10 protein-coding genes are annotated in these 12,864 nt (G+C 47.8%); 5 read left to right on the forward strand and 5 right to left on the reverse strand.

Annotated features, from left to right (window positions below; all coding sequences use genetic code 11):
* Nucleotides 1–2: 2 nt before the first annotated feature.
* The 3 genes from AACH44_RS04205 to AACH44_RS04215 form a co-directional block, all read right to left on the reverse strand.
* Nucleotides 3–692: a helix-turn-helix transcriptional regulator gene (locus AACH44_RS04205; protein ID WP_261847290.1), complete on the reverse strand. Its 690-nt coding sequence runs from the start codon at nucleotides 690–692 to the stop codon at nucleotides 3–5.
* 29 nt (nucleotides 693–721) lie between these two features.
* The gene (locus AACH44_RS04210; protein WP_261847291.1) at nucleotides 722–1,135 is read right to left on the reverse strand and encodes a GNAT family N-acetyltransferase; all 414 of its coding nucleotides are present in this window, start codon (nucleotides 1,133–1,135) and stop codon (nucleotides 722–724) included.
* 394 nt (nucleotides 1,136–1,529) lie between these two features.
* On the reverse strand, nucleotides 1,530–2,378 hold the full coding sequence (locus tag AACH44_RS04215) for an AraC family transcriptional regulator (protein WP_261847292.1): 849 nt from the start codon (nucleotides 2,376–2,378) through the stop codon (nucleotides 1,530–1,532).
* 217 nt (nucleotides 2,379–2,595) lie between these two features.
* On the opposite strand from AACH44_RS04215, the gene AACH44_RS04220 reads away from it, so the two are divergent.
* The 3 genes from AACH44_RS04220 to AACH44_RS04230 are packed head-to-tail and all read left to right on the forward strand — an operon-like array spanning nucleotide 2,596 to nucleotide 6,978.
* Nucleotides 2,596–4,431: a DUF2264 domain-containing protein gene (locus AACH44_RS04220; RefSeq protein WP_261847327.1), complete on the forward strand. Its 1,836-nt coding sequence runs from the start codon at nucleotides 2,596–2,598 to the stop codon at nucleotides 4,429–4,431.
* Nucleotides 4,432–4,467: 36 nt separating this feature from the next.
* The gene (locus tag AACH44_RS04225; RefSeq protein ID WP_261847293.1) at nucleotides 4,468–5,742 is read left to right on the forward strand and encodes an oligosaccharide MFS transporter; all 1,275 of its coding nucleotides are present in this window, start codon (nucleotides 4,468–4,470) and stop codon (nucleotides 5,740–5,742) included.
* Nucleotides 5,743–5,787: 45 nt separating this feature from the next.
* Complete coding sequence (locus AACH44_RS04230) at nucleotides 5,788–6,978, forward strand: glycoside hydrolase family 88 protein (protein ID WP_261847294.1); 1,191 nt, start codon at nucleotides 5,788–5,790, stop codon at nucleotides 6,976–6,978.
* 156 nt (nucleotides 6,979–7,134) lie between these two features.
* Here AACH44_RS04230 and AACH44_RS04235 read toward each other — a convergent pair whose 3' ends face one another.
* The gene (locus AACH44_RS04235; RefSeq protein WP_261847295.1) at nucleotides 7,135–8,199 is read right to left on the reverse strand and encodes a Gfo/Idh/MocA family oxidoreductase; all 1,065 of its coding nucleotides are present in this window, start codon (nucleotides 8,197–8,199) and stop codon (nucleotides 7,135–7,137) included.
* Between the two features lie 47 nt (nucleotides 8,200–8,246).
* Complete coding sequence (locus tag AACH44_RS04240) at nucleotides 8,247–9,116, reverse strand: sulfurtransferase (RefSeq protein ID WP_261847296.1); 870 nt, start codon at nucleotides 9,114–9,116, stop codon at nucleotides 8,247–8,249.
* Nucleotides 9,117–9,382: 266 nt separating this feature from the next.
* Here AACH44_RS04240 and AACH44_RS04245 point away from each other — a divergent pair, with 266 nt between their 5' ends.
* On the forward strand, nucleotides 9,383–10,126 hold the full coding sequence (locus AACH44_RS04245; RefSeq protein WP_261847297.1) for a CapA family protein: 744 nt from the start codon (nucleotides 9,383–9,385) through the stop codon (nucleotides 10,124–10,126).
* Between the two features lie 315 nt (nucleotides 10,127–10,441).
* Nucleotides 10,442–12,655, forward strand: coding sequence for a ferric-rhodotorulic acid/ferric-coprogen receptor FhuE (fhuE, locus tag AACH44_RS04250; protein ID WP_261847298.1), 2,214 nt, complete (start codon nucleotides 10,442–10,444; stop codon nucleotides 12,653–12,655).
* Nucleotides 12,656–12,864: the final 209 nt, after the last annotated feature.

Consider the following 12,864-nt stretch of genomic DNA (forward strand, 5'->3'; position numbering starts at 1 on the left):
TCTTATATAAATTGAATGCCTTTTGTGATGAGTGTGCGGGGAACGTAGCCGTCTACGCCAAGATTTCGGCAAAATGCTTCAAATTGCTGTAGAGAGTGCGTGTCAGTTTTTTGGTACATGTTATAGACCCTGTTCTCTATTGTTTTCGGCGTAACGTTCATTTTCTTTGCAATTTCTTTATTTGAAAAACGCTGCAATATCAGAAAGATAATATCTAACTCTGACTGCGTGAAAATACTGGTTGTTAACTCGGTTTGTAACGTGGTCGGCTTCTTTTGGTCTATATAGATGAGCGGAGACCGCGTATCCAGAGGTCTGGCATTCCACATCGTACCAATGCAACGCTTATTTTCATCAAAAATAGGGATCTTTTCACTGACGAAGGGCGTCAGCACTTTCTTTCCATACCAATAGTGTGTTTCGATGACCGTGACTCTCTGCTCACTATTTTCTGTTAGTCTGTCGTGTTCTTTTAAATCGTCAGAAAGCTCCACCCAACTGGCAGGAAATTCATCATCGAGTCGTCCTTCAATATCAAAACTCATTGGCGTATTGGTATAAAGGTAAGCGGCTTTATTCATGTAAACATGGCGTGATGATAAGTCTTTAATACCCCATGGTTCATTTAAACATTCCATCATAATAATCAGATTACGAATATAATCAGTCATGTTTGTTTGTGATGATGGCATCCTGCCCTCCTTAATAAGTTGGGATTAATTCAACGGATCAATTTAGCTAAGTAATGTCGAGTATGCTTGTGCGCATATCCCGGCAGATTTCCATATTCTTTATAGCCCAATTTTTCGTAAAACCCCTTGGCCTGAAAGTCGAATGTATCCACGTAAGCCAGATGACAACCACGCTTTAATGCTTCTTTTTCAGCAGATTGCATGAGTTGGCGGCCAAATCCACTTTTACGATATTTCTCGCTGACCCAAAGGTATTGAACTTCTAATGCACCCCACCAGGTTCTGGCTACCAATCCAGCAATAATCGTGTCTGTTTCATCTTTAACGTTTAAGAATAGCGGACGGATATCGACCGCATCATATTTTTCATTGTGTTTCCAAAGACTTCTAATCACAAAGTCTTCTTCATTTTGATCGGGCGTTTCGGTGATATTCAAATTCATTTTATTATTAGCTACCTTATTATAAGCGTATTGGATTGTTTATCATAAACCTTCACATTTAGCATAAGTATTTTTTTAACGCAAGGGTGTTTTTCACCCATTCTTATACCTGCCCATTGCGCTATTATAACAACATAAAATGACAAAAAAGAATGTCATGATTATGTAATGTAAATGTCGATAAGTTAAGTGAATGATGTCCTTCACCAGGGGGATTTTTTAACGCTAAACTCGTCATGTTTCAAGTGAAATTTTTGTTGGCGGCAATGATGTGACATATAAGAATTTATCCCGACATGGCTATTTTATTTGCCATTTTTGTTGGGCTTTCTGTGTCCAAACTGGCTGCATCAATAATGCTTGCTGGGATGAATTCTACGTCACTAAAAATAGTTTATAAGTGTTTTTTTCTGTATTGAAGAGGGGAGTCACCAATCCCTTTTTTGAATGAACTGATAAAATAAGTACTGTCTGAAAAACCGACCAAAACACCTATCTCATTAATAGATAATTCACTTCTTAATAATAACTCGCATGATTTTCTTAGCCGATAGGTTGTGATGTATTCTGTTATTTTTTCACCGGTTTCAAAGTGAAAACGGCGTGATATGTAGCCTTTCGATTTCTTTAAATCTGAAGCAATGTTGTCCAGGCTAAATTTTTTCATGTAGTTCTCATCCACCCATAACATCACCTGACTGGAAATTCGGTATTCATCTTCTTGAATGCCCTGCTCAGACCCAGGGAGCATACTGAATAGGGAAAGTAATAATGTTGCCACATTCTCCTCATTCAGATCACATCTTTCAGCCAGCGCATAGTAATGCGTAAATAACGTGTCAAGCCAAGTATGTAATTCAATCAGGTCGGCAACAAAGGTTTCACTCCCGCGCGCTGATAGCCGCTGAAGTTGTTGCTGATGGCGTGGAAATGCATCGTATGCATGCAACAACGCTTTCTGATCAACATGAATGATTGTCCGCCGATAAATACTGGCAGCACTTTCTTCCACCATAATTTTGTGCAGAGTAAACGGAGGAAAGATAAAAAATCTGCCGGGACGCATGGTGTAATGTCGATTGTCTGCCATCACCACGCCGTACCCTTCCTCCACGTACAAAATCTCAAGACACTGGTGCCAGTGATGGTAGCGTACCGGATTCGCGTTCAGTCGGTTGAACGAGATGATGCTGTCCTTCAGGGATATCAGTTCAAGCCTATCTGAAATCGTGTTCGGGTTCATTGTGCAATATTCTTAAATTTTAGCGGTCGCTACGCTATTAATAAAACGTTTTTTTAAATTTTCAATACCCCTATTCATTTTCCATGTCGCGGATGTGACATTGATAACATTTTGACTCTTCCTCTCTTCTTATTCTGAGCGCCTCAACGCGTTCTGCCAGTAAATATGATACCGCATCATCTTCTGTATAAGCAGGGCACTGAAAATCAGGGATAACATTATGAGTTATGGGCAAATAAAATTAAATCCGTTGTCTTCCCGACGCGATGTGATTCATATGCTTACTGCCATTCTGGAGCCATTGAACACACATTTTTCACCGGGAGATGCAGGGTTTTCTCTCGGAAACACCTGCGCACATTACGGGGCAGAAATTGCCCGGATGGAGGGCCTGTCGAGGGCATTATGGGGGGTGTTCCCTCTCATGGCTTCAGGTGAGGAAGAGCACTTCAGTGACCGCTATATTGAGGCGATTAAGTTAGGGACGAATCCTGACTCTCCCGCGTATTGGGGGGCTACAGGCTCGTATGACCAGCGACTTGTTGAGATGGCGGTGTACGGTCTGGGGCTTGCCTTGCTTCAGAATCAACTGACAGATAAATTCAGTGAAAAAGAACTGACAAATTTTTATCACTGGTTAAATCAGATTTCTTCGGCCGTAATGCCTGATAGTAACTGGAACTATTTTGCCATCATGGTTCAGTTAGGTTTCAAACGTGCCGGTTTGCCATGGGATGAGAATGTTATCCGTCAACGGTTCGATATGATGGAAGCCTATTATCTGGGGGGAGGATGGTATTCCGATGGCGTGGGGCGTCCACGTGATTATTATATTTCCATGGCATTTCATTTTTATGGATTGGTTTATGCCACGCTTAATGGTGAGGATGACCCACAGCGAGCGGCTGTTTTAAAGGAAAGGGCGCGTCTCTTTGCTCATGACTTTATTTATATGTCTGCCGCAGAAGGGCAATCTATTCCTTTTGGGCGGAGCCTGACTTACCGATTTGCCACTATCGCTTTCTGGTGTGCCGCCGCATTTTCAGACCTTGATGTTTTTTCTCCTGGTCAGATTAAAGGGATTATTTTCAGAAATTTACGATGGTGGCAGAATCAACCTATATTTGATCGTGAGGGAATACTGACTCTCGGTTATGCCTATCCCAATCTTGCATTCTGTGAGGATTACAATTCTCCTGGATCGCCGTACTGGGCTTTAAAGATCTTTCTTATTTTGGCTATTCCAGAAAACCACCCGTTCTGGCAAGCCGCGGAACAACCTCTTCCCAGCCTGGAAGAAAAGCATATTATCCCTGAGGCGTCACAGATCGTGGTTCATCCAGATAACTCTGCGCATATTTATATGCTGACGTCTGGACAACTTGAGCTAAATAACTACGTCAATACCGAAGCAAAATATACAAAATTTGCCTATTCCGGTGAATTTGGTTTCACCATAGAACGAGGACGTTATGGCATTAAACATGCGGCCTGTGATTCGATGCTGCTTTTATGTGATAACGACGAGTACTGGCGTGGGCGGCGTGAATGTGAACACGTATCGATCCAGCCGGATTATATCTGGTCGCGTTGGTCACCGTGGCACGACGTTCATATTGATACATGGCTCATCCCCTGCGGTGAATGGCATATCCGTATACACCGAATTGACAGCAAAAGAGACCTGAAAACGGTGGAAGGGGGTTTTGCTGTCATGAATGAAGTTGCTGTTTTTGTCCCTGAAAATGACAGGGAAAGCCTGCTTCGCGCCAGAAACGGCACGAGCAGTCTCTATGATTTATCTTCGTTTTATCCCAGGGAAACAGGGTATGTCGTCACTCCACCAAATAGCAGCATCATGTTTGCCGAGTGTGCGGCTATCCCTACGTTGTCAGGGACGGTATCGCAGGGAATAAGCTGGTTGTGCTGCGCGGTTGCCGCAGCCAGTGAAACGACGTGGAAGTATTCAGACAAACCACAAGTCAATATTCAGAACGATGCAATTTATATCAGCCATCCTCGTTCTGAAACAGACATTATTATCAGCATCTGATCTTGCAGCGATTTTCTGCATATTATCGAGGCGTTTATGAAAAATATAACATCTGAAAACAGGTATGAATATTATAAAATCAGTTCGTTTATTTTTATGTATTTCTTTACCTGGTCTGCAAGTATCGGACTGTTGGCTATTTGGCTGGGTCAAAAAACACATCTTAGTGGTACTGTTATCGGTACTGTTTTTGCGGTGAATGGTATTTTTTCAGTAATATTGAAGCCTATTTATGGATATATTCTTGATAAATTAGGGATGAATAAATACCTGCTTTATTTTGTTGTCGCGATGTCAGCATTTATGGCTCCGTTCTTTATTTATGTCTATCAGCCATTGCTGCTGACCAACACGATGTTAGGGATTATTGTCGGGGCGATTTATCTTAGTTTTGCCTGGTATGCTGGCGTAGCCGCATGTGAATCGTATACCGATCGCTACAGTCGTCTTAATGGTATGGAATTCGGACAGATTAGGATGTGGGGGTCGTTAGGTTGGGCGGTGGCATCCTCTTTTTCTGGCATTCTGTTCAACTTATCACCGTCATATAATTTTATGCTGGGTAGTATCACGTCAGTGGTGATGCTGATTGTACTGTTCAGCCTTAAGGTAGATACCTCGACTTCACACGCCAGCGACGTTCTTTCGAAAGAAAAAATCCAGCCAGCAGATGTTTACGCGTTGCTGAAAACACGCAAGTTCTGGGCATTCTGTATGTATATCGCCGGTGTAGCCTGGATGATGTTTATTGCAGAACAGCAGTTTTCCCGTTACTTCGTAACCTTCTTTGATGATGTACATCAGGGAAATGCCGTGTTTGGTTACCTCGGCACCGTGCAGTCCGGTATGGAATTCATCATGTATATGATTATTCCTGCTTTCGTTAATTATATTGGCGCTAAAAAAGGTTTGCTGATCGTTGGTTTGGTGGTTGGTGCCCGTCTCATTATTTCCGGATTGTGTGACTCCCATTTGTTGATTTCCGTTCTTAAACCACTCTACGGGCTGGAAATCTGTTTATTGCTGGTTTCGATCTTTAAATATATTGCCGAGCATTTTGACAAGCGAGTCAATGCGACCATGTATTTGCTTGGCTATCAGGCCATGTTGTACGTGGGTAATGTGGTGGTTTCGTCGCCTGCTGGTCTTCTCTACGACAAAATTGGGTTTGAAAATACCTACATCATTATGGGCATCATTGCGCTTGTCTTCACGCTGATATCGTCACTGACACTCTCTGCTTGCCAGAGCGGAAGAGAACGTTTAGCCCGTGTAGAAAGCCAAAATACACCAGAAAAAATTCATCAGTAAATGGGTCACCTGAGACCCGCCAGCTAGCGTTAAAGGAATCGAAGTATGTTAACTAATATCGTAAAAGAACCGTTACGTGATATCGCGGATGAATCCTCGGAAAGCCGCCAGTTTTATGATGAGTTAATCACCGCTCGTTCTCGTGTTCTTGAACTGATTAGCCGTAATTTAACGGATTTTGGTGACCGCTTTCCCGCAGAAACGTGCGTCAATGGTTATTACCCTTTGACGGATAATGTGGAATGGACCTCGAGTTTCTGGACTGGTCAACTGTGGCTTGCCTGGGAAATGAGTGGGGATGAACAATATCGTGCCATGGCAGAAAAACACGTCCGCTCATTCGGTGTTCGTATTGCCAGTCGGCATGATACGAATACGCACGATCTGGGATTTCTGTATACCTTGTCGTGTGTCGCCGCATGGCGGCTTACTGGTGACCGTGAAGCCCGTGGTTTTTCGTTGCAAGCGGCAGAAGCTCTGTTGGAGCGTTTTCATACCAAGGCTCGCATTATTCAGGCCTGGGGCGATCTTTCCGATCCCGAGCAGGCGGGACGGATGATCATTGACTGTAATATGAACTTGCCCCTACTGTATTGGGCCAGTGAGCAGACGGGTGATGCGCGGTTTGCGCAAGCAGCCTATGAACATGTGCAACAGGCGGCGCGCTATCTGATCCGTGAAGATGCGTCGACGTACCACACGTATTACATGGATGTCACTACTGGCGAACCTCGCTACGGCAATACTCAGCAAGGGTATGCTGACGACTCGTGCTGGTCACGTGGTCAAGCCTGGGGAATTTATGGTTTCACACTGAGCTATCTTTATACTGGCGACCCGAAATTACTTGAACTGGCTAAGCGTCTTGCCAATTATTTTCTTAACCGCCTTCCAGAAGATGGTGTCTGCCACTGGGATCTCGCGTTGCTTGGCACCGATGCTCTACGAGACTCCTCTTCTGCGGCTATTGCGGTTTGCGGCCTGTTGGAGCTAAGCAAGCACCTTCCTGTCATTGACCCAGAACGACGCCATTATTTGAATGCCGCCAGACGGATTATGTCTTCTCTGACAAAGGGGTATCTGGCAAATAAAGATGACCCTTGTAATGGTCTATTGCAGCATTCTGTTTATCACCTTGACAGTAATAAAGGTGTGGATGAATGTGCAAGCTGGGGGGATTATTTCTATGTTGAAGCGCTGGTTCGAATGACGCAGAGCTGGAAGCTTTACTGGTAAATGAAGCCCGCTTGAGCGAAGGCATCCTCAGAAAAGGAGGCAGGTATAGGTTTTGCGATCGGCTGATAGTGTTAACACATTCAATAAGATCGCTTCTATGCCTGCCATGTATGCCAAATTTTTTCAACGCGCAGCGTTGCCTTTTTAGGGTTCGGTTTATTTAATTCTGCGCGGTTTAATGACATCCGTTGGTGACGGTATTTCTGCTTCAATTTCCGCGAGGGAAACAATGCGGCGTTCTGCCGCGGCACGCGTTGCGGCTTCTGCCATCATTTGGGCGCGTAGCCCATCATAAACGCCGGGAACGGAAATGGCTTCTGGCGTGCCAGCATGGCGCACAAATACTGTAAAAGCCTGAATCGCAGCAGCATAGCTCGGCGCCATGCGGATCATGGGGTCTTTCGGCAGCCCTTCCGTCAGAACTTTGTCATCAAAAATACGCATGACGCTGCCTTCGGTAATGCGTGATGATTCAGCCAGCCCGCTTGTACCAAACACTTCAATGCGATCGTCATAACCATATACGGCGCGACGGGCGTTATCGATTTGGCAAAGCGCCCCGCTGGCGGTACGCAGCGTTACCATCGCGGTATCGACGTCGTTAGCGTCAAGAAAAAGCGGGTCGGCAATCACCGAACCGAAGGCCGCGATATCCGTGACTTCCTCACCGGTTAACCAGCGTACCAGATCGAAAAAGTGGATCATCTTGTCGTAAAACAGGCCACCGGAAACGCGCAGATATTCCAGAGAGGGAATGCCGTTAGGGCCGCGTGACGTGATTTGCACGGTCTGTACTCGACCCAGACGCCCCTGTGTAATGTCCGTTTGTATGGCGGCGTGGTTACGATCGAAACGGCGATTAAAGCCGACCATCACTTGTTGCTGCTGTTCACCCAGTTCAATCAGCGTGCGGTGGGCTTCTGCCAGCGTTGAGGCCAGCGGCTTTTCGCAATACACCTTTTTTCCTGCTCGCACGGCGGCCAGCATCAGCGGGCAATGCGTTTCCGTTGATGACGCGATGATGACGGCATCAATGTCATGAGCCGCGATGATGGCTTCTGCGTCAGGGAATACACGGGCACCGTGCTCAGCGGCAATCGCGTCTGCCCGTGCCGCGACGGGGTCGGTAACAGCAACCAGGCGTGCGAATGGGTGATTTTTCAGGTGTTGAGCGTGTACCGAGGCAATGCGCCCGGCACCAATAAGTCCGATAGAAATCAAAACGGTTCTCCAGTCATTATTCGGTAATCATGATCTCTCGCAGGCAATCAGCCGACGGTCATGGGGAGATCGTCCGCGTCTGCCCACTCGGACAGCGAGGCATCGTAAAGGGCGACATCAGGATGGCCGAGTAACGTCAGGACAAAAACGTCGGCACTGGCAGCCACGCCGTGTCCGCAATAGGCAATGACTTTTTTATTGTCGAGGTTGAGCGCGGCGGCGGCCTCGCGCAGCCGATCCAGCGGAAGATAGGTTCCGTTATTCGCATCGAACAGGCTGGCGGCAGGCAAATTATGGCTACCGGCGATACGCCCGGCTCGACCGTAATTGTTCCCCTCCGCGCCGGAGAACTGCGCGGGCTGGCGTGCACTAAGGATACAAATATGTTGGTTACCGATGGCGGCCAGCACTTCAGTTTTCTCGGCAATCAGGTGCGGACGCGGCGCGACGATGAACTGACCTGCCGGACGATGGCGGCTCTTACCACTTTCCAGCGGCAACTGCTCACGCCGCCATTTTTGTAATCCGCCATCCAGCACGGCGACGTTATCAAAGCCAAAAACGCGTAACAGCCACCAAACGCGAGTCGCCCACCACGGATCGGCGCTGGAATAAACCACAACGCGTGTGTCGGGACGAACGCCAAAGCGTGTCATGGCAGCCGCGAAGTTCTCTGGCGTGGGGAGCATGTATTTATAGCGGTGGGTGTTATCAGACAGGTCGGTTTGTACATCAATAAACTGCGCGCCGGGGATGTGTCCGGCCTGAAAATCTGCCCGTGCTGGTTCTGCGCGGTAGCGCGTTTTTTCATCAGGGACTAACCGGGTGGTACAGTCAAAAATTAATATATCGGGGTCGGTCAGGTGGGTGGCGAGCCATTCGGTACTCACCAGCCCGTCAGCATGTGACGTCTTCATCGTGTTTTTTCCGTTACTCTCACAGCACCTTGTCCAGAAAGGCTTGTGTCCGAGGGTCTTGTGGATGATCAAAGAATGCCTGCGGTGTGTTGCTTTCGACGATTCTTCCCTTGTCGGTAAAATAAATACTTGCACGCCCTGGTCTTAACCCGCTACGTTGGGGGCGAGCTTACGTATTACCGGACAAGGAATTCGAGCAACTACAGGGGATCACTGAACTGCTCGGCGTCGCGGCCAGCAACCGTGAAGGCGCCCGAATTGAAGTGATGGCCGATCAGGGACCCGATCGTTTCAAATTCGGTTCGCTGTTTGAAAGTTCGATACCGGTAGAGCGCGGCGAACAGGCTCACGTTCGCACGTTTATGAATGAAGAAGACTGCGCCGCGATTCTGAAAAGCGTACGCGATGCGGCAAACCGTTCTGATGTCGCCATCGTCAGCCTTCATACGCATGAAGGAGAAGGCGATGGTTGGTATGCCCCACACCCCCCAGCATTTATCGAAAATTTTGCCCGCCGAGCCATTGATGCGGGAGCATCAGCCGTGGTAGGGCATGGTGCGCATTTCCTGCGTGGAGTGGAAATTTATAATAAACGCCCGATTTTTTACAATCTGGGCAGCCTGCTGATGGAGTTTGAAGCGGGGGAGTCAATTATCGCGCCAGAAATGTATACCGCTTATGGCTACGATCACGATGCGCGTCCTTCCGATTTGCACCGGGCGCGTGCCAAAGATCGGGAGGGGAATTTCATTGGTTTCAATGCCGAATCCCGTTTCTCCAAAAACTGTGCCGCGCTGCTGGATTATGCAGACGGGGCGCTACAGTTCACATTATTGCCTCTCGATCTGGGTATGAACCGTGAACGCCCGCTCGATCGTGGCTTACCTGTTACGGTGTCTGCGGCTCTTGGGCATGAAATCGCGGCCGATCTGACGCGGATGAGCGCACGTTATGGCACGGTATTACGCTATGACGAGGCGCTCGGAACCATTGCGATTGAAGCAGCCTAAACGGCTATTCTCTGTCAGCCTATGCCTCATGGAGGAGGCATAAGTGAATTTCTCCCGCATGTTTTTCCCCTCTGTTTCTCTTTTCTCGCTTTACCGGGCAGTTATAAATTTCTTAAATGTTTCTTTTTTAACAATGCCATGTTAACGGTATGGTGAATTATTCTTTTTTATCTGTTTGTATTCTAACGGGATTAAGCATTTTATTGAAAAGACAATAATAATGCGTATAGTTATCATTTACCTTTCTGTGCAAATGTTGACAAAACACGTCTCAGCATCTCGCCAAAATTACTATCAGTTAACCGAGGATATATCATGTCTTTTGGAGTTACTCGCGCCGGAAAAATGCGCGTTTGTGATTCTTCGCTGGCCGGAGCAAAACCATTCGGAGTCTCTCTTCTCGCCCTGTTGATCTCTGCCTCTTTTTTGCCTGCTCAGGCCGCTGCCGAAGAAAAACCGACGTCCGGTGATACGCTTGTCGTTAGCGCGAATGCTAACGCGAATGCCGAAGCCAGGGACCCGCAGGATTACAGCGTAAAAGTGACTAACGCCGGAACGAAGATGACGCTGACGCCGCGTGATATCCCGCAGTCGGTGAGTGTCATCAGCCAGCAGCGTATCGAAGATCAGAATCTGCAAACGATTGGCGAGGTGATGGCGAACACGACAGGGGTGTCCTCTAAAATTATTGACTCCGAGCGTGTGACGTATTTTGCTCGTGGCTTCCGCATCAATAATTACCTGTTCGATGGGATTCCGACGGTGGTTAACGAAATCTGGGATTTTGGTGATTCAGGCTCAGACACGGCGATTTACGATCGCATCGAGGTGGTGCGCGGGGCGACCGGGCTAATGACCGGAACAGGCAATCCTGCCGCAGCCGTGAACATGGTACGCAAGCACGCGGACAGCCGCGAATTCAAAGGCTCGGTATCTGGTAGCTACGGCTCGTGGGATAAACAACGGATGGTAGCCGATCTGTCTGCGCCGCTGACGGAATCCGGCAATGTGCGTGGGCGTGTGATTACAGGCTATCAGGATAATGACACCTGGCTCGATCGTTACCACAGCCGCAAAAAATTCCTCTACGGCGTGATTGATGCCGATGTTACCGATTCTACTACGTTATCGCTTGGCTATGATTATCAGGAGCACAACACCGATAGCCCAACCTGGGGCGGCTTACCAACATGGTTTACCGATGGCAGCCCGACTAATTTTGGGCACAAATTTAACTCTGCTCCGAACTGGAGTTACTCCGATAAAACGTCGAGAAAAGTCTTTGCCGATCTGACTCAGCGTTTTGATAACGGCTGGCAGGTGCGCATGAACGGCACGCATGGCGAAACCAACTTCGATTCCAAGCTGATGTATGCCAACGGTTTCCTGGATAAAGATACGGGGCTGCTTGTTGATCCGTTCGGCGGTAATGTTGGAGCTTATGGTGGATGGAATAAAGGAACCCGTAAAGTTGATGCGATTGATACTTATGCTTCTGGCCCGTTCGAGTTACTGGGACGCCAGCATGAGTTGGTAATAGGCGGCAGCTACAATCGACAACGTAGCCAGTTCTATAACACGCAATCCACGATCAGCCCGACAGATGTGGGTAATTACTATAACTGGAATGGTAATATTGCCGATCCAGTCTGGGGGGCATGGGCAGATTATGAACACTCAACCACGCGTCAAAAATCGCTCTATACCTCAGCCCGTTTCTCGCTTGCCGATCCGCTGCATTTGATCGCGGGGGCGCGTTATACCGATTGGAGCATCATCGGTTCGACGGGTGACACCAGCAATAATCGCGTTACGCCTTATATCGGCTTGGTGTATGACATCAATGATACGTGGTCGACCTATGCCAGCTACACCGATATCTTCCAGCCGCAAACGCAAAAAGATAGTAATAAAAAATATCTGTCACCGACGACGGGCAAAAACTACGAAGCGGGTGTTAAAGGAGACTGGTATAACAGTCGCCTGACGGCTTCATTATCTGTTTTCCGCATTGAGCAGGATAACCTGGGGCAGTCAACGGGCGTCGCGATCCCCGGCGGCGGTGGCGAATTTGCCTATCGTTCAGTTGATGGTGTCGTCAGCAAAGGGATCGAATTTGAAGTCAACGGCGCGGTGACGGACAACCTGCAAATGACATTTGGTGGTTCGCGCTATGTGGTTGACGATCAGGATGGCAAGTCGGTCAATCCAGAACAGCCACGCACGTCGTTCAAACTGTTTACCCGCTACCAGTTGCCAATGGTGCCGGATTTAACCGTTGGCGGTGGCGTGAACTGGCAAAATGGCATCTGGCAGGAAGGCTCTGGCCCGCAAAACACCACGCTGCGTGCCGAGCAGGGCAGTTACGCGCTGGTTAACCTGTTTGGCCGCTATCAGGTCACTAAACAACTGGCGGTACAGGCGAATATCAATAACCTGTTTGATAAAGAGTATAGCGATTACCTTGCGCCTTATGCTGTGTATGGCACACCGCGCAGTGTCTCGATGACGGTCAATTATGCGTTCTAGTCCGATGATCTAAATTGATGTAAGTGACTTGCCCGATGGCTCGGTGACCTGCTGTCGGGCATCATCGTAGCGCCCGCAGTCTCAATGACACGGGCGCTTTTTCTTTTGCCGCGATGTAGAAATGTTTCCCTTCATCCCCTGAGGTAGGGGCTACCTGAGTAGGTAGTAGAATAGGGATTAACATTGATTCGAGAACCGGGGACAATGAT

Origin of the sequence: Pectobacterium araliae (genome assembly GCF_037076465.1) — a bacterium.
GTDB lineage: Bacteria > Pseudomonadota > Gammaproteobacteria > Enterobacterales > Enterobacteriaceae > Pectobacterium > Pectobacterium araliae.

Excerpts from the sequence above, each read along its gene's own strand:
- AACH44_RS04245 (WP_261847297.1), top strand. The coding sequence starts at position 9,383 with ATGGCCGATCAGGGACCCGATCGTTTCAAATTCGGTTCGCTGTTTGAA.
- AACH44_RS04230 (WP_261847294.1), top strand. The coding sequence starts at position 5,788 with ATGTTAACTAATATCGTAAAAGAACCGTTACGTGATATCGCGGATGAA.
- AACH44_RS04240 (WP_261847296.1), bottom strand. The coding sequence starts at position 9,116 with ATGAAGACGTCACATGCTGACGGGCTGGTGAGTACCGAATGGCTCGCC.
- AACH44_RS04215 (WP_261847292.1), bottom strand. The coding sequence starts at position 2,378 with ATGAACCCGAACACGATTTCAGATAGGCTTGAACTGATATCCCTGAAG.
- AACH44_RS04225 (WP_261847293.1), top strand. The coding sequence starts at position 4,468 with ATGAAAAATATAACATCTGAAAACAGGTATGAATATTATAAAATCAGT.
- fhuE (WP_261847298.1), top strand. The coding sequence starts at position 10,442 with ATGTCTTTTGGAGTTACTCGCGCCGGAAAAATGCGCGTTTGTGATTCT.
- AACH44_RS04210 (WP_261847291.1), bottom strand. The coding sequence starts at position 1,135 with ATGAATTTGAATATCACCGAAACGCCCGATCAAAATGAAGAAGACTTT.
- AACH44_RS04205 (WP_261847290.1), bottom strand. The coding sequence starts at position 692 with ATGCCATCATCACAAACAAACATGACTGATTATATTCGTAATCTGATT.